Below are 16,669 nucleotides of genomic sequence, written 5' to 3' on the forward strand. Positions count from 1 at the left end.
GCGCGGAGCAGTGCCGCGACCTCGCGCGGAGCAGTGCCGCGACCTCGCGCGGAGCAGTGCCGCGACCTCGCGCGAAGCACTGCCGCGACCTCGCGCGGAGCAGTGCCGCGACCTCGCGCGGAGCAGTGCCGCGACCTCGCGCGAAGCACTGCCGCGACCTCGCGCGAAGCACTGCCGCGACGGATCTGGCCCCGGTCGGGCGGGGTGTCGAGCACTTGCTGGACGAACCAATTCTCGATTGCTGGGAGACCGCCGGAGCGAAGCTGGCGGACGTCATCCCGACCGGGTGAGTGGCGGTGGGCGACGGGTGTTGACCATCGGGTGAGGGAGGTGCGTGATGTGCCGATGGCTCGCTTATTCGGGGTCGCCGATTCTGCTCGAGGAGCTTCTGTACAAGCCCGAGCACTCACTGATCGATCAAAGCATGCACGCGCGGCTCGGGGTGGGGACTACCAACGGTGACGGGTTCGGCGTCGGGTGGTACACGCCGGGTGGGTCGCCGGAGCCGACGCTCTTCCGGGGGACCGGGCCGGCCTGGGGGGACGAGAACCTCCGGGAGCTGGCGCACTCGGTGCGGTCGGGCATGTTCCTGGCGCACATCAGGGCCAGCACCGGTACGCCGGTGCAGCAGACGAACTGCCATCCGTTCCGCCACGGACGGTGGCTGTGGCTGCACAACGGGCGAATCCGCGGCTACCCGAAGCTCAAGCGCACGCTCACGTTGTCTGTCGACCCCGAGCTGTTTCCGTGCATCGGCGGATCCACCGACTCCGAGATCATGTTCTACCTGGCGCTCACGTTCGGACTCGAGACCGACCCCATCGGGTCCGTCGAGCGCATGGTCGGCTGCGTCGAGGAGGCCGGGCGGCAGCACGACATCGACAATCCGGTGCAGATGACGATCGCGCTCACGGAGGGTGAGCGGCTGTGGGCGTTCCGGTACTCGAGCGAACGCAACAGCCGGTCGCTGTACTGCAGCACGGCGGTCGACACGCTGCGCACCATGTACCCGGACAATCCCGCGCTGCAGGGCGTGTCCGACGAGACGCGGATCGTGGTCTCCGAGCCGCTCGGCGGGCTGGTCGGAGCCTGGCAGCCGGTCGCCGAGTCCAGCTACGAGCTGGTGAAGCCCGGCATCGACGTGGTCGGCCCGTTCGAGCCGGCGCTGGTCGGCGCTGGCCGATGATCGGCCGCGCCTGACCCGCCCGGGTCGTGCCGCGAGAGAGGGGGCACGGCCCGGGCAGGGTTGGCTGCTGGGAACGGTCGACGAGGAACGGACCGGAGACAGTCCAACGAGCAGATGAGCCCTTGTGGACGTCCGAAGGCGGGTAACGGACGGCCGGAAGAGCGGACCGAGACGGTGAGTGGTCTCGGGGAAGCGTTCGGTGCACCTCCGGGGAGAAGCGCCGGTGGGGATGTGGATTAACCGAGGGCGACGTCGTCGCCGCGATCACGACGTGCGCGCCGCGCATCGGGAGGACCTGCGTCAGATGGCGTCCGCGGATCGCGAGGACCTGCGTCAGATGGCGGCCGCCGATCGTGAGGAGCTGTGTCGGCTGGCGGCCGCGGATCGGGACGACCTGCGTCAGATGGCGCGGGCCACGGCGATCGTTGCGGACAGGCGCGGGCCGGCCTCGTAGAACATGTACTCGACGCCGCCGTCGGTGCCGAACGACGGGGCGGCGCTGCGCCCGCTGTCCGGGGCGCCGCTCAGCGCCGTGTGGAAGACGCCCAGGTGGACCTCGCGGTCGAAGTTGTTGCCGACCTCGGTGAGGTACATGTCGCCGCCGTTGCCGTGGTAGACGACGTAGCTCGTACCGTTGCGGGTCAGCAGGTGAGGGCCCGAGATGTCGGTCTGGGCGTCCGGCGTCGGCGTCACCAGCGGGGTCGGGTCGAACTGCCACGACTTGGCGTCCGACGACCAGCCCCAGAAGATCTTCCGGGTGCCGGAGGTCACGCCCATGAAGAGCATGACGTACTTGCTGCCCAGGGCGGGGATGGCGTGCTCGAAGACGCGGGCGTACGAGGTCTCCGTCGTGCCGGGGACCATCGCGGTCGACAGGACCACGCCGAAGTACGTGAAGTGCACGCCGTCCGTTGACCAGGCCATGCGCGTGGTGCCGTTCTCGCCGTGGAAGTACAGGTAGAACTTTTGGTTACTGGCGCTCCACAGAACGTGCGGGGACGACACGTGGCTGACGGAGTAGTGCGGCGACCACACGTTGGAGAGATCGGGTTCGCTGCGTACTCGGTGAAGGGGCCGGCCAGCGAGTTGCCGTATGCCAGGCAGATGCCGCCGGGGGCGTTGTGCGGCGCGTAGTACAGGTAGTAGCGGGCCAGGCCGCCCGAGATCTTGTCGTACACGCCGCGGATGCACGGGAAGATGAGCTCGTTGGTGGGGTTGTAGCGCAGTGCCGACTTGGTGAACGGCACGCCGAGGTACTGGTACGTGGGGAAGCCGGCCGGCGCGGCGGACGCCGGAGACGGTAGCGGGAGGGCGCCGAGGGCGGTTGCGCCCGCGGTCGCGGCCACGCCCCGAAGAAGCTGGCGGCGATTCATGGATGGGAGTGTGTTACCGGCCCGACGCGCCGGTCAAGGTGCTAATACGAATTATCAGCGGGAACCGGGGGCTTGACGAATCGGGCCGCGGCGGTCCAGGATGCTCAACCACCGAGTGGTAATGCGCATTAGCAGCGCTGAAGCCGCCGGCGCCGCGAGGTTGGGCGCCGGCAGCGAAGGCGCGAAACCAGTGCGCCGGCCCGGTTTCCGCATTTTTGCGGCGGCCCGGGCAGGCGCAAGAGTGAGTGCGCCGGCCCGGTTTCCGCACTTCGTGGGAGTCCGGGTGGGCGCGATGTAGTTGCGCCAGAACGGTTTCCGCGCTCGCGGGGATCGGGACGGCGCGGCCGATGAAGGGACGGACGGACGCGTGCCGGGAACACCTCGCCGCCTGACACAGCGGGACATCGCCCGCATGACGGGCGTCAGCCAGGCGACCGTGTCGCTCGTGCTCAACGGGCGTTCGGACGCTGACGTGCGGATCGCGCCCGAGACCCGCGAGCGGGTGCTGCAGGCGATCCGCGACAGCGGGTACGTCGCCGACCCGATCGCCCGGCGGCTCGCCGCGCGGGACAACCGCATCATCGGCGTCTTCACCTACGAGCCGGTTTTTCCGGCCGGTAACAGCGACTTCTACCATCCGTTCCTGGTCGGCATCGAGGAGCAGGCCGAGGCGCTCGGTAGCGATCTGTTACTGCTCACCAGCGCCCCGGTGATCGACGGTCGGCGGCGCATCTTCCACGAAGGCAACCGGCTGCGCCTCGCCGACGGGTGCATCCTGCTCGGTCGCTCGCTCGACCGTGAAGAGCTCACCCGGCTGGTCGCCGACGGGTTTCCGTTCGTGTCGGTCGGCCGCCGTGCCGATGCCGGTGGGCCGGTGCCCTACGTGGGCGCGGACTACGCCGGTGCGACCGCGGCGCTGGTCGAGCGGGCCGTCGCGCTCGGACACACCCGGCTGGCCTACCTGGGTCAGGGGGAGGGTCCGGAGTCGCACGCGGACCGCAGGGACGGCTTCGACCGCGGCGTGGCCGCGACCGGCGCGAACGGCCTGCACCTCACGGTGGGAGATCCCCACAAAACCGCAGATATGGTACACCGTAAGCAGATCACCGCCGTATTCGCCGAAGAACACAGTGACGGCGTGGCCCTGGCTCGGGTCGCGGAGGGGCTCGACATCGTCACGTTGGGTCAGCCGACCCGGCACGTCGCGGACCCGATCGACACGCAGTTCAGCGGCTTCGCCATCCCGCGGCGCGAAATGGGGGCCCAGGCCCTCGAGGTGCTCACGGCGCTGATCGACGGCGCCGAGACCGAGCGCCAGCGCCTTCTCCCGTGTGCCCTGGTGGAAGGCACGACCCTGCGGGAAAGGCGATGAACGAGTGCACGCGCTATGGCCATAAATCCGGGAAAAAATCGATAAATCGGGCACGGCCATCCGAACGCATCGGGCAGTTGGGCGACCACGCGTCACCGACGTCGAGGCGACCAGGTGGGCGAGCAGGCGTAGCCCGAGCCGGGGTGAGCTGGTCGGCGGGCGTCGCATCGACGTCGAGGCGACCAGATGGGCGAGCGCGCGACGCCCGAGCCGAGGCGAACTGGTCGGCCGGCGTCGCATCGACGTCGAGGCGAACAGGTGGGCGAACACGCGTCGCCGGAGCCGAGGCGAACTCGTCGGCCGGCGCCGCAACGAGGCAGGGACGCGCAGGTCACCGTGGACGTGCGTGAAGTGGTCAAAGACAATCAGACCTCGAAGTGAAAGACGATAAATCGCAAATGGTAGATATTTCAACCGACGTGCTGGTTGTTGGCGGTGGGCTCGGTGGCGTCGCCGCGGCGCTCGCTGCGCTGCGTGGCGGTAGGCGCGTCGTGCTCACCGAGGAGTTCGACTGGCTGGGTGGGCAGCTCACCAGCCAGGCCGTGCCCCCGGACGAGCACTCTTGGGTCGAGCGGTTCGGCGTGACCGCGTCCTACCGGGCGCTGCGCGACGGCATCCGCGACTACTACCGCCGTCACTATCCGCTCACGGCCGCCGCCCGAACGTGGCGCGACCTCAACCCGGGGGCCGGGCATGTGAGCCGGCTCTGTCACGAGCCGCGCGTCGCGGTCGCGGTGCTGGAGGGGATGCTCTCGCCGTACCGATCGAACGGGCGCCTGCGGGTGCTGCAACCGTTCGTGCCCGCGGCGGCCGACACCGACGGTGACCGGGTGACCTCGGTGACGTTGCGGCACCGGGACACCGGCGAGCTCGCGCACGTCGCCGCACCCTACGTGCTCGACGCCACCGAGACCGGTGAGCTGCTGCGGCTCAGCGGGACCGAGTACGTCACCGGGTTCGAGTCGCAGGCCGAGACCGGCGAGCCGAGCGCGCCGCCCGTCGCGCAGCCGGGCAACATGCAGGCGGTCTCGGTGTGCTTCGCGGTCGACCACGTCGACGGGGACCACACGATCGACCGGCCCGAGCGGTACGCCTTCTGGCGCGACTACACCCCGCCGTTCTGGGGTGGCCCGCTGTTGTCGTTCCGGGCGCCGAGCCCGCGCACGCTGCTGCCTACGGAGCGTATCTTCGACCCCAACCCGGACGACGACCCGCTGCTCGTCGACGCCGACCAGCGCCGCAACCCCGGCGATCACAACCTGTGGACGTTCCGGCGCATCGCCGCGCGCCGGCTGTTCGAGCCCGGGGCCTACGACAGCGACATCTGCCTCGTGAACTGGCCGATGCTCGACTACTTCGAGCAGCCGGTCATCGACGTGCCCGACGCGGCGGCCAACCTCGCGGCGGCCCGCGAGCAGGCGTATTCGGTCCTGTACTGGCTGCAGACCGAGGCGCCGCGGCCTGACGGCGGCACCGGCTTCCCCGGGCTGCGGCTGCGGGGAGACGTGACCGGCTCGGCCGACGGGCTGGCCCAGGCGCCGTACATCCGCGAGTCCCGGCGGATCCTCGCCGAGTACACCGTCGTCGAGCAGGACCTGGCGCTCGCCGTGCGTGGCGACAAGGGCGCCGTGAGCTACCACGACAGCGTCGGCGTCGGCATGTACCGCATCGACCTGCACCCCTCCACGGGCGGTGACCACTACATCGACGTCGGGTGCTGCCCGTTCCAGATTCCGCTGGGCTCGCTCATCCCGCGGCGTGTGGACAACCTGCTGCCCGCCGGCAAGAACATCGGCACCACGCACATCACTAACGGCGCCTACCGCCTGCACCCCGTCGAGTGGAACGCCGGCGAGGCGGCCGGTGCGCTCGCCGCGTTCTGTCTCGACCGCGGTTGCACGCCGCGTGAGGTCCGCAACACCCCTGGTCTGCTCGCCGAGTTCCAGTCCCGGCTCGACCGGGAGGGCGTCGAGCGCCACTGGCCGGATGTCGTCGGCTACTGAGCGAAACGAACACGAACACGAACAAAGACCGCTACCGGCAGAGCCGAACGAGCACGAATCGGAGCCGAGCCGGACGAGGAACCACGAATCGGAGCCGAGCCCGACCCTAACCACGAACCGAGCCGAGCCGGACGAGGGACCACGAATCCGACCCGAGCCCTACGAGAGACCACGAATCCGACCCGAGCCCGACGAGAAACCACGAATCCGAGCCGAGCCGGACGAGTAACTCCGAAACACCAACACACCCCCGAAACAGCAGGAGCATCGAGATGAAGTTCCGCGCCGCGATAGCCGCCCTCGCAGTAACCGCACTGACCGCACTCGCCGGTTGTGGAGACGGTGGCGGTACGCCCGTCGCCGAGGACACCGGGCCGATCGAGCTGCGCATGACGATCTGGTCGGCGAACGAAGCACACCTCAAGCTGTTCAACGACATCGCCGCCGAGTACAAGACCGCGCACCCCAACGTGAGCGTGCGCTTCGACCCGCTGCCGTTCGACTCGTACACCACGACGCTCACCACGCAGATCGCCGGCGGTAACGGGCCGGATCTGGCGTGGGTCCTGGAGGACTCGGCGCCGGACTTCGTCGGGTCGGGTGCGCTGGTGCCGCTGGACGACACGCTGAAGAAGACGGACGGCTACAACGCCGAGGACATCGCGCCCGCGGCCACGAAGCTGTGGCAGACCGGCGGCAAGCTGTACGCGTACCCGTTCTCCACCTCGCCCTTCGGCATGTTCGTCAACACCGACCTGCTCAAGCAGGCGGGGCAGGACAACCCGGCTGACCTCGTCGCCGCGGGCACGTGGACGTGGGAGAAGGCGTTCGCCGAGGGCGCCGCGGTGAACGCGAAGACCGGCACCGCCGGCATCGTGGTGCGCGACTTCGACTACAAGACGTGGAGCAACCTCTCCACGGTGTGGACCGGCTGGGGCGCGCAGGCGTGGAGCGCCGACGGCAAGACGTGTGGGTTCAACGCGCCGGAGATGGTCGACGCGATGACCGCCCTGCACAAGGCCGTCTTCACCGACAAGGCGATGCCCGGCCCGGGCGTGGCCGCGGACTTCTTCACCGGGCAGTCGGCGATGACCGTCACCCAGATCTCGCGGGCGTCGCTGCTCAAGGACGCCAAGTTCGGCTGGGACCTGGTGCCGCTGCCCTCCGGGCCGAAGGGCAAGTACTCCGTCGTCGGCCAGGCCGGCCTCGGTGTGCTCAAGAAGAGCAAGCACGCGCAGGCGGCGACCGACTTCCTCGCGTTCTTCACGGCGCCGGCGAACTCGGCGAAGCTCGCGCAGTACTTCCCGCCGGCCCGCAAGAGCCAGCTCAACGCCGACACCCTGGCCAAGACCAACCCGCTGCTCAAGCCCACCCAGCTGCAGTCGGTCGTCATCGACGGCATCTCCAGCGGCGTGGTCAAGCCCAGCCACACCGGCTCGGCCGAGATCGCGCAGAACGTCCGAGCCTCCCTGGACCCGCTGTGGAAGCCCGACGCCAACGTCAAGAGCGTGCTCGACACCGTCTGCACCGGCCTGAAGCCCCTGCTGAGCAAGTAAATCCGAAAAGGGCAGACATCCCCCAACAAGCAGACATCCCCCAACAAGAGGCAACGTGACATGAGGTTCTGGACCGCGCGCCGGCGCGACCAACTGGCCGGCTACCTGTTCATCGCGCCGCAGCTGGCGGGCACCGTGGTCTTCGTGCTCGTACCGCTGGTGCTGGTCGCGTGGTACAGCCTGCACGAATGGAACGTCCTCGCCGACGAGTTCAACTTCGTCGGCGGGGACAACTACCGGCAGCTCGCCGACGACCCGAACCTGCCGAAGGTGCTCGCCGCCACCGGCCTGTTCTCCGCCGGGCTGCTGGTGCTCAACCTGAGCCTGGCGCTGCTGCTGGCCGTGCTGCTCAACCAGAAGCTGCGCGGCACGGTGGTGTTCCGCACGCTGTTCTTCTCGCCGGTCGTGGTGTCGATGATCGCGTGGACGATCGTGTGGGGCTTCCTGCTGCAGGACAACGGCGGCGTCAACGGCCTGCTCGACGCGGTCGGCGTGCACGGGCCGAACTGGCTGCGCGGCGACGCGACGGCGATGGTGTCGGTGATCGTCGTGCAGGTGGTGAAGAACGTCGGGCTCAACATGGTGCTGTTCCTCGCCGCGCTGCAGGGCGTGCCGGCCGGGCTCTACGAGGCCGCGCGCCTCGACGGGGCGAGCGCCTGGCGGTCGTTCCGCAGCATCACGGTACCGATGATCAGCCCGACGATCCTGCTCACGTCCATCATCACGGTGGTCGGCTCGTTGCAGGTCTTCGCGCAGATCGCCGTCCTGACGCAGGGCGGCCCGGGCACCTCGACCACGGTGCTCGTCTACTACCTGTACCAGCAGGCCTTCCAGTTCCACCACTTCGGCTACGGCGCCACCTTGTCCCTGGTGCTGTTCGCCATCGTGCTGGTCCTCACCACAGTGCAGTGGCAGATGCGCAAGCGATGGGTGTTCCATGAGTCGTAAGACAAAGACCGTCATGTATGGACTGCTGTGCGTCCTGGCGATCCCGTTCGTGTTCCCGACCTGGTGGATGGTGACCTCGTCGGTGAAGCCGGTGAGCGAGGTGTTCCGCTTCCCGCCGTCGCTCATCCCGACGCACGTGGACGTCTCCGCGTACCGGCAGGTCTTCGAGGCGCAGCCGTTCGCGCAGCAGTACCTCAACAGCATGTACATCGCGATCGTGTGCACCATCGGCACGCTCGCGGTGTCGTCGCTGGCCGGCTACGCGTTCGCCCGCATCCGCTTCCGCGGCCAGAACGCGCTGTTCCTGCTGGTCCTCACCGGCCTGCTGGTGCCCAGCGAGGTGACGATCGTGCCCTTGTTCCAGATGTTCCAGCGCTGGCACATGATCGACACGCACTGGCCGCTGATCCTCGTGCCGATCTTCGGCGCGCCGAGCGTGCTGGCCACGTTCATCATGCGGCAATTCTTCATCGCGTTGCCGGCGGAGCTGGAGGAGGCCGGGCGCATCGACGGGCTCGGCCGGCTGGGCCTGTACTGGAAGGTCGCCCTGCCGCTGTCGCGCCCCGCCCTCGGCGCGGTGTCGATCTTCACGTTCCTGCACAGCTGGAACCTGTATCTTGAACCGATCGTGTTCCTGTCCACCCCCTCGAAGTTCACGCTGCCGCAGGCGCTCACGCAGTTCGTCGACGCCTACGGCGGGCCCGCGTGGAACGTGCAGCTGTCGGCGGCGACGCTCACCGCGATCCCCGTCCTCGCCGTGTTCGTCGTGGCCCAGCGCCAGTTCATCGAGGGCCTTGCCCACACGGGCCTGAAAGGCTGAACCGCCGTGCCGCTGTCCGACCTCACCTTCGAAGAGCTCGCCGCCTACCGCAGCGGCGCCGCCGAACCCGCCGGCTTCGACGCGTTCTGGGCGGAGGTGCTGTCCGGCCCGCCCGGCGCCGCACCGGTCTTCGAGCCGATTTCGACAAGCCTCAGGACGCTCCAGGTGTACGACGTGAGCCTGGCCGGCCACGAAGGCCAGACGGTGAAGGCGTGGTTCGTCGTGCCGGCCGGCGCGCAGGCTCCGTTGCCGTGCGTGGTGGAGTTCCCGGGGTACAACGGCGGCCGGGGCCTGCCCGAGGACTGCCTGCTCTACGCCTCGGCCGGCTACGCGCACCTGTTCGTCGACGTGCGCGGCCAGGGCAGCGGCTGGCGGCGCGGCGACACCGAGGACTTCGCGCCGCAGGGCAGCGGTCCGCAGCACGCCGGTTTCATGACCCGGGGCATCCTCGACCCGGCCAAGCACTTCTACCGCCGCGTCATCACCGACGCCGTGCGCGCGGTCGAGGCGGCCCGCAGCCACCCGCTCGTCGACCCCGCGCGCGTCGCGGTGACGGGCATCAGCCAGGGCGGCGGCCTGACCTTGGCCGTCGCCGGCCTGGTGCCGGGCCTGGCCGCGGTCGCACCGGACGTCCCGTTCCTGTGCGACATGCGCCGCGGCGCCGAGCGCGCCGCAACGGGCCCGTACCTGGAGATCTCCGGCTACCTGAAGGTCCACCGCGACCGCGTGGCCCAGGTCTTCGACACCCTGGGCCACTTCGACGGCGTGCACTTCGCCCGCCGCGGAACGGCTCCCGCGTTGTTCAGCGCGGCAATGATGGACACCACGTGCCCCCCGTCGACGGTGTACGGCGCCTACCACAACTACGCCGCCCCGAAGACCATCGAGGTGTACCACTTCAACGGCCACGAGGGCGGCGAGACGGTCCAGTCGGCGGCCCGCCTGCGCTTCCTGGCAGAGCACCTGAACCCGTAGCGCCGCGCGCCGCGAAACACCGCAGGTCCGACATGTCGGGCGCTGGCGCGCCACGACATGTCAGACTTATACCCCGACGGGGTATATGCAGCTTTCAAACTGATCCCGGGCTGGCGTCGTGCTGAGACCGGCCCAGGGCCGGATGCTCAGCTCTCGACGTTGACGATCTCGCGGCCGGTGTTGAGGCTGGTGTAGCTCCACGGGCTGCTCACGTCCAGGCGGCCGACCGCGTAGGCGACGCCCGGCTTGAACGGCGCGCCGCCGGCCGTGACGGGAACCTTCACCTTGTCGGTAACGCCCGAGCAGTCCTGGTTGGACACGTACCCGCTGCCGTGCGTGGTGGTGTTCGGGTTGATCGTCTGCACGACGTCGACCGTCACCTGGTAGTGCGAGCCGATCGGGCAGGTGACGTTCACCGTGACGACCGTGGCCGCGCCCTGCGCCTTGAGCTTGGCCTGCTTGACGATCTTGATCGCCGAGTTCCCGCTGGACTCGGACTGCAGGTTGACCGCCGCGCCGGCCGGCACGGCGAACGCGAGCACCGCGCCGAGCGATAGCGCACCCGCGCCGAGGTGGGACTTCCTGAGCTTCATTGCGCTTCCCCGTTCTGTGATGGTGGTGTGTTCTCTTCGCCGTGGGGCGGGCCCGCCATGCCGGCGAGCACGCCGACGATCAGCGGTACGACCGCCAGCTCCCACAGGAAGTCAAAGGCGCTGTGCACGGCGACGGCGGCGATGGCGGCCACCGCACCGGTCCACAGCGGGTTCTCGGTGCGGCCGCGGCGCACCAGCATGACGAGGGCCACGACGAGGCCGAGCAGCGCGGCCAGGCCGACGGCGCCGAGGTCGACGAGCCACTGCAGGTACTCGTTGTGCACCCACCGGCTCACGACCAGCTTGCCCTCGAAGTCGAACCAGAAGTACCGCGCCTGCCCCGGCCCGCTACCGAGCAGCGGGTGCTCGCCGGCCTGGTCGAGCGCGGAGCGCAACGCTCCCGCCCGCCCCTGGGAGGCGACGGTGAAGCGTCGCCGCAGTACCGTGTCCAATGTGGACGGCGAAAGCGCGAGGGCCGCCGCACCGCCGCCCGCGGCCAGCGCCACGCCGAAGAGCGGCCGCACGAGCGCGATGAGCCCGCCGGCGATGAGCCCGCCGACGGCCAGCAGCGGCTCGGGGGCGGCGTTGGCCGGGAACGACGGCACGAGCGCGGCGGTGGCAACCGCGGCGCCGAGCGCCGCCGGCACGAGGTGGCGCAGCACCCGGCGCTGACGAGCGAGCCGTGCACGGTTCCCCTGCGCGCCGCTCGCGTCCGGTTCGCGACCGGCGAGCCGGTGCGGCGCGAACACCATGAAGACCAGGGCGCCGGCGCCGAAGGCGAGCAGCCCGGCCCGGCTCAGCGCCGCACCCAGCCCGGCCAGGATGAGGTACAGCGCGAGCGCCCGCACCCACGAACCCGGCTCGGCGAGCAGTAGCGCGAGCGCGAGCAGCCCGGCCACGGCGAGGATCGCGGCGGCGGCGTTCGGGTATGTCAGCGTCGACGCGCCCCGCCACAGCGTCGACTCCACCAGCACCGCCCAGCGCCCGATGCGCCATGCGACGCCCGCCCAGGCGGTGAGCGCGACGAGCACGCCGAGGCCGGTGAGCCCCAGGGCCAGGTCCGCGGGCCGGGCGCGCCGGGCGGCCGTGATGCCGGCGAGCAGCGTCATCAGGGCGAGGCAGATGCCGGCCGCGTCGGCCAGCCCGCCCGCCGTCGCCGCGCGCAGCAGCGCCCACGCCGCGATGGCGGCCGCGGCGATCCCGACGCCGCGCAGGTCGCGGTCGAAGGGCCGCCGCCACGGTACGGCGAGAGCGAACGCGAGCAGCGCCAGCGCGCTCACGAGGATGCGGCCCGGTGTGTAGAACCCGCCCTGCGCCACCACGCCGGCGATGGCCGCGGCGAGCAGCGTCAGGGCGGGCGCCGACGACCCGCCGGTCGTGTCCGGACGCGCCGGAATCGCTTGCAGTGCAGGCAGATCCGCCACAGCCAGCCTCCCCCGTTCGACCGTCGAGCCGCGACGTCTATAACGACGGCCGACAATGCGCGAAGGGTTGGAGGCTGCTTCAGTAAAGAATCTAACAGCTCACGTCTATGTCCAGGACCGCCACTTCGTGCTCGCCGGCGAGCACGACGACGCCGACCTCCGGCTCCTCGTCCTGCTGGTCCCAGTCGACCGGCAGGAAGCCGGTGCCGTGCAGCTCGACCGGCCGGACCCGCTCCAGCAGGACGTCGAGGAGGTCGTGGCTCAGCAGCGCCGCGATGTGGTCGTCGGGCAGTGCCGGGTAGTCGCCGTCGCCGTCCCAGTCGGCGCCGAGGTCGTTGAGCCCGCCCCGGGCCACGTTCAGCAGCGCCGCCCGCACGTCGCCGGCGGCGATCGGGGCGAACCGCGGCTCGTCGCCGTCCTCGGGCGGGTCCTCGCGCGTGCGCGCCCACCAGGACACGGCGCCGGTGGCCTCCTCGCGCTCGCCGGTGTGCACGCGGAACGTCACCGGGTTGTTGTTGTTCACCCACAGCAGGTCGCTGAGCAGCGTCATGAGGCACGGCAGGCGGCTGCCCTCGGGCGGCGGCTCGACGGACGCCGCCGCCTGCAGGGTCAGCCGCGTGGTGCGGTCCCGCCAGTCGCGCATCAGCAGCGTGAGGTCGGCGGGCACCCTGCGCACGTGGACGTACTGGCTGTTGAGCTCGCTCGTGAGGTACCGCTGGAGGGTCTGGCTCTGCACATCGGTGAACGAGAACCGCTCGGCCAGCAGTGGCCCCGCGTCCGTGACGGGCTCGGCGGCGTCCCACTGCGCGGGGGCGTCGAGCTGGATGCCGGCGCGCCAGCCGGGCGTCGCGGCGGGCGCCCACGCGGCGAGGAGCCACAGCGCCGAGACGACCATGGCCTGCGGGTCGGTCGGCGGCGGGCCACCGGCGAGCGGCCCGGGCAGCGGCTGGCGGTTCCATGAGTCGGTGTAACTGGTCAGGCGTTCCACGCCCGCGATCGAATCACAGTCGCCGCGGCGGTCACTCGCTGGTGCGGAAGTCGATGTCGAGGATGGCGGTGTGCTGCGGGCCCACGAGGCGGATCGAGCAGATCGTGGCCTCCTCTTCCTCCTCGTCCTCGTCGCCCAGGACGATCGGCCAGTAGCCGCCGGTCAGGATCTCGGTGGGGTGCGTGCGCTCGACGAGCGTGTCCAGCAGGTCGCGGCAGAGGTGCTCGGCGAGGTGGCCGGGCGGCAGCGGCGGCCAGGCGTCGTCCGGCGAGCCGATCCACTCGTCGGACAGCTCGTCCAGGCTCATCCGGGCGGTGTTCTCCAGCGCCTCCCATGCCTCCTGCTCGGTGATCGGGCGCCACTGCAGCTCGGGGTCCGGCGGGCGCACGACGGGGGCGGGCCGCACGGCCGCGGCGAACGTCACCGGGTTGCTGCTGTCGACCCACAGCATGTCGCTGAGCAGCGTCATGACGCACGCGAGCCGGGTGCTGCCGGGATCGTCGCCGGCCGGCGGCGGCTCGACGGCAGTCGCGGTGGCGATGGTGATCCGCAGCGCGCCGCCGGCGTCGTCGCGGAACAGCAGGATGAGGTCGTCGCCGGGGAGGCGGCGCAGCTCGGTGTACGAGCCGGTGAGCCGTTGGGCGAGGTAGTCGCGCAGCCGTTCGCCGCGCTCGTCGCCGACCGGGATGTGCTCGGCCAGCAGCCGCGCCACGTCGGGCACGATCTCGGCTTCGTCCCATTCGGCGTCGTCGTCCAGCGTCAGCGTGGTTCTCCAGCCCGGCACGCCGTGGGGCGCCCAGGCGGCCAGCAGCCAGACGGCCGCGACCACCGGCCACTGCATCACGGTGGCGTCGGCGAACCCGTCGACCGGCGCCGCCTGCGGGTTCCACGGATCGGTGTAGCTCGTCGTCTGCTCCACGCCCGAATGAAACCACAGCCGGGCTAATGATAAGGATTGTTAACCGTCCATTGACATGCACGCGCGTCGATCAGTAACGTGAGAGCGCTCTCGCACTCCCTGCCCGCCCTCAGTACCTGAGTGTGGAGAGCGCTCTCACGTTTCCCTGTTTGGAGGACACCTCGTCATGTTCCTCAGACGCATGCTGCTCGCGCTCGCCACGACGGCCGCCGCCACGACCGTCGCCGCCACGGCGGTCGCACCCGCCGCGCACGCCGTCGGCCCGTCGCTGCTGCCCGTCACCGTCACCAACAGCACCGGCCGCGGCGACGCCGTGTACCTGTACGTCCTCGGCGTCAACCTCTCCACCGGCCGGCTCGGCTACGTCAACTCGGCCGGCACGTTCACGGCCTGGAGCGGCGGCGCCATCCCGCCCTCGCCGGCCCCGGATGTCTCGATCGGCGGCCCCGGCAACGGCGGCTCCACCACGCTGCGCTTCCCGCGCGGATTTTCCGGCCGGGTGTACTTCTCGTTCGGCGAAAAACTGAAGTTCTTCCTCACGCCCGATGGCCTCGTGTAGCGCGCTCCCTGGGCGGCCAGCGACCCCAACCAGAACATCCTGTTCGACTGGAGCGAGTTCACGTACAACGACGCCGGCCTGTGGATCAACAGCAGCCAGGTCGACATGTTCGCCGTGCCGCACGCGGTCTCCGTCACCGGCGCGAGCGGCGCGACGGCCCGCACCGGCGACCCGGTCAACGACGGCCGCAACAACGTCATCAACCAGATCCGCGCGCAGTCCGGGTGGGCCGGCACGGTGTACACCAGGAGCGACGGCACCGTCCTGCGCGTGCTCTCGCCCGGCAAGGCCGCGGGCGCCGGCCTGCTCAGCGCGACGTACCTCGACTCCTACATCACCAGCGCCTGGAACGCCTACACCGGCAAGACCCTCACGGTCGTCCCGTTCGCCGACCAGCCCAACACGAAGTACTTCGGCCACACCAGCGGCAACGTCATGACCTTCACCAACACCTCGGGCGCGGTCGTGGCCACCTTCAACAAGCCCAGCTCCGCCGACGTCTGGGGCTGCGCCGGCAACCTTCCCGCACCCAACGACCAGGTCGTGGGCCCGATCTCGCGCACTTTGTGCGCCGCCCTGAACCGCGGCACGCTCGGCACGGTCGACACCCAGCCCGACCTGAACTCCGCGGGCTTCTACAAGAACAACCCGACGAACCAGTACGCGCGGATCATCCACGCGAACATGGCCGACGGCCGCGCCTACGCCTTCCCCTTCGACGACGTCGGCCACTTCGAGTCCCTCGTCACCGACTCGGACCCGCGCTCGGCCGCGATCACCCTGAGCCCCTTCGGCGCCGGCGGCGGAGGCACCCCGTCGACGTGGTCGAGCCTCGTCAACAAGAACAGCGGCAAGTGCTTGGACGCCCGCTCGTCCGCCACCGCGAACGGGACGGCGATCCAGCAGTACACCTGCAACAACACGTACGCCCAGCAGTTCCAGCAGCAGTCCACCAGCAGCGGTTACGTCCGCATCAACAACCGCAACAACGCCGCCCAGGTCCTGGACGTCAACGGCGTGTCGACGGCGGACGGCGCAGTGGTCCAGCTGTGGGCGTACGGCGGCGGCAACAACCAGCAATGGCTCCCGGTCGCCGAGACAGGCGGTTACTACCACTTCGTGAGCCGCAACAGCGGCAAGTGCCTTGACGTCCCGGGTTCGTCGACAGCGGACAGCGTGCAGCTACAGCAATGGACCTGCAACGGCACAGCCGCCCAGTCCTTCCGCCTGGCCTGAAGCTCGCTCCGCTCGCGGCGGGGGAGCTTCGCTCCACCCACACCCCCTCAAGATCTGCGGCGGGGCGGGCGGGGGCGAGCAGGTTCTGGTCGGGCTGTTCCAGCCGGATGTTTCTCCGAGGGGGCGGTGTTCCCGCCCCCTCGTCCGGCATCTTCCTCCGCGATCGCGAAGAGCCCGCCTGCGGTGCACCTCGGCCCGAGGCTCGCTTGGAGTTCCTGACAATTGGGTCACTTCGGACCGCCGGCCCCGTCTGCCGTAGGCTGATCCGTCGTGTTCATCAGCCGGTGCACCCGGTCGAGGTCGGCCGGCGTTATGTCTCCACGATGATGCATTTTCCGGCCCGCGGGAGGGTCGAAACGCATGATCGCGGAAAGCAAATGCCGCCGACGGCGTGGAGCGCGCCGTGTAAGTGCGCCGCACTCCGTAGATGAGCAAGTAGAACCGAACCGGTGACCGCAGGGACTGGACCACCGACACCACGCCCATTGTCGGCACTCTTCGGCGGAGAGTGAGTTGATATTGCTCTCGGTGATCGGCCCCAAGGTCAATTTCCATGACTTTGGTACGGTAGGGACATCGGAACGCCCGCCGCCGAGGTCCGCGGCCGCGAGTCGACGAAGGCCTCAGCGAGACAACTGACGACGCACGTCCTGCCCGCTCTCGGGTGCCGCAACGCCTTGCCCGCGCGCACGTGCGCGCGTAACCGTCGCAGCACTC

Annotated in this window: 12 protein-coding genes and 2 pseudogenes; 8 read left to right on the forward strand and 6 right to left on the reverse strand. The window is 70.0% G+C overall.

The genetic code is table 11. The annotated features are described in order from the left end of the window. The first annotated feature begins 424 nt into the window (after positions 1-424). Positions 425-1,186, forward strand: coding sequence for a class II glutamine amidotransferase (locus ABD901_RS17145; protein ID WP_345127887.1), 762 nt, complete (start codon positions 425-427; stop codon positions 1,184-1,186). Between the two features lie 399 nt (positions 1,187-1,585). Here the strand turns inward: ABD901_RS17145 and ABD901_RS17150 are convergent, their stop codons facing one another. Together ABD901_RS17150 and ABD901_RS59030 are read right to left on the reverse strand one after the other, a co-directional pair. After that, positions 1,586-2,191, reverse strand: a complete 606-nt coding sequence (locus tag ABD901_RS17150; protein ID WP_345127888.1) for a hypothetical protein — start codon at positions 2,189-2,191, stop codon at positions 1,586-1,588. A 317-nt stretch (positions 2,192-2,508) separates the two neighbouring features. Next, positions 2,509-2,559: pseudogene (locus tag ABD901_RS59030) on the reverse strand (twin-arginine translocation signal domain-containing protein); the annotation flags it as partial. Between the two features lie 367 nt (positions 2,560-2,926). Between ABD901_RS59030 and ABD901_RS17155 the strand changes: the two are divergent. The 6 genes from ABD901_RS17155 to ABD901_RS17180 all read left to right on the forward strand — a co-directional run bounded on the left by ABD901_RS17155 (position 2,927) and on the right by ABD901_RS17180 (position 10,233). Next, a complete protein-coding gene (locus tag ABD901_RS17155; RefSeq protein ID WP_345127889.1) occupies positions 2,927-3,931 on the forward strand; it encodes a LacI family DNA-binding transcriptional regulator in 1,005 nt (334 codons plus the stop codon). A gap of 419 nt (positions 3,932-4,350) precedes the next feature. After that, entirely contained in the window at positions 4,351-5,934 is a 1,584-nt protein-coding gene (locus tag ABD901_RS17160; RefSeq protein WP_345127890.1) for an FAD-dependent oxidoreductase, read from the forward strand. A 272-nt stretch (positions 5,935-6,206) separates the two neighbouring features. Beyond that, entirely contained in the window at positions 6,207-7,490 is a 1,284-nt protein-coding gene (locus ABD901_RS17165) for an ABC transporter substrate-binding protein (protein ID WP_345127891.1), read from the forward strand. Positions 7,491-7,550: 60 nt separating this feature from the next. Then, complete coding sequence (locus ABD901_RS17170; RefSeq protein WP_345127892.1) at positions 7,551-8,438, forward strand: carbohydrate ABC transporter permease; 888 nt, start codon at positions 7,551-7,553, stop codon at positions 8,436-8,438. After that, entirely contained in the window at positions 8,428-9,258 is an 831-nt protein-coding gene (locus tag ABD901_RS17175; RefSeq protein ID WP_345127893.1) for a carbohydrate ABC transporter permease, read from the forward strand. Before ABD901_RS17170 ends, ABD901_RS17175 begins: the two co-directional genes overlap by 11 nt. 6 nt (positions 9,259-9,264) lie before the next feature. Further along, complete coding sequence (locus ABD901_RS17180; RefSeq protein WP_345127894.1) at positions 9,265-10,233, forward strand: acetylxylan esterase; 969 nt, start codon at positions 9,265-9,267, stop codon at positions 10,231-10,233. 146 nt (positions 10,234-10,379) lie between these two features. Here the strand turns inward: ABD901_RS17180 and ABD901_RS17185 are convergent, their stop codons facing one another. From ABD901_RS17185 to ABD901_RS17200, 4 genes are all read right to left on the reverse strand, one after another. After that, positions 10,380-10,826 carry a hypothetical protein gene (locus ABD901_RS17185; protein WP_345127895.1) on the reverse strand — a complete coding sequence of 149 codons (447 nt, stop codon included), beginning with the start codon at positions 10,824-10,826 and terminating at the stop codon, positions 10,380-10,382. Beyond that, on the reverse strand, positions 10,823-12,250 hold the full coding sequence (locus tag ABD901_RS17190) for an O-antigen ligase family protein (protein WP_345127897.1): 1,428 nt from the start codon (positions 12,248-12,250) through the stop codon (positions 10,823-10,825). Before ABD901_RS17190 ends, ABD901_RS17185 begins: the two co-directional genes overlap by 4 nt. 91 nt (positions 12,251-12,341) lie before the next feature. Further along, positions 12,342-13,238, reverse strand: coding sequence for a hypothetical protein (locus tag ABD901_RS17195; protein WP_345127898.1), 897 nt, complete (start codon positions 13,236-13,238; stop codon positions 12,342-12,344). Between the two features lie 31 nt (positions 13,239-13,269). After that, positions 13,270-14,157 (reverse strand): hypothetical protein, encoded by an 888-nt coding sequence (locus ABD901_RS17200; protein WP_345127899.1) that lies wholly within the window; start codon positions 14,155-14,157, stop codon positions 13,270-13,272. A 166-nt stretch (positions 14,158-14,323) separates the two neighbouring features. On the opposite strand from ABD901_RS17200, the pseudogene ABD901_RS17205 reads away from it, so the two are divergent. Beyond that, positions 14,324-15,952: pseudogene (locus tag ABD901_RS17205) on the forward strand (beta-1,3-glucanase family protein). Positions 15,953-16,669: the final 717 nt, after the last annotated feature.

The sequence above is a fragment of the Dactylosporangium darangshiense genome (assembly GCF_039537565.1).
Classification (GTDB): Bacteria; Actinomycetota; Actinomycetes; order Mycobacteriales; family Micromonosporaceae; genus Dactylosporangium; species Dactylosporangium darangshiense.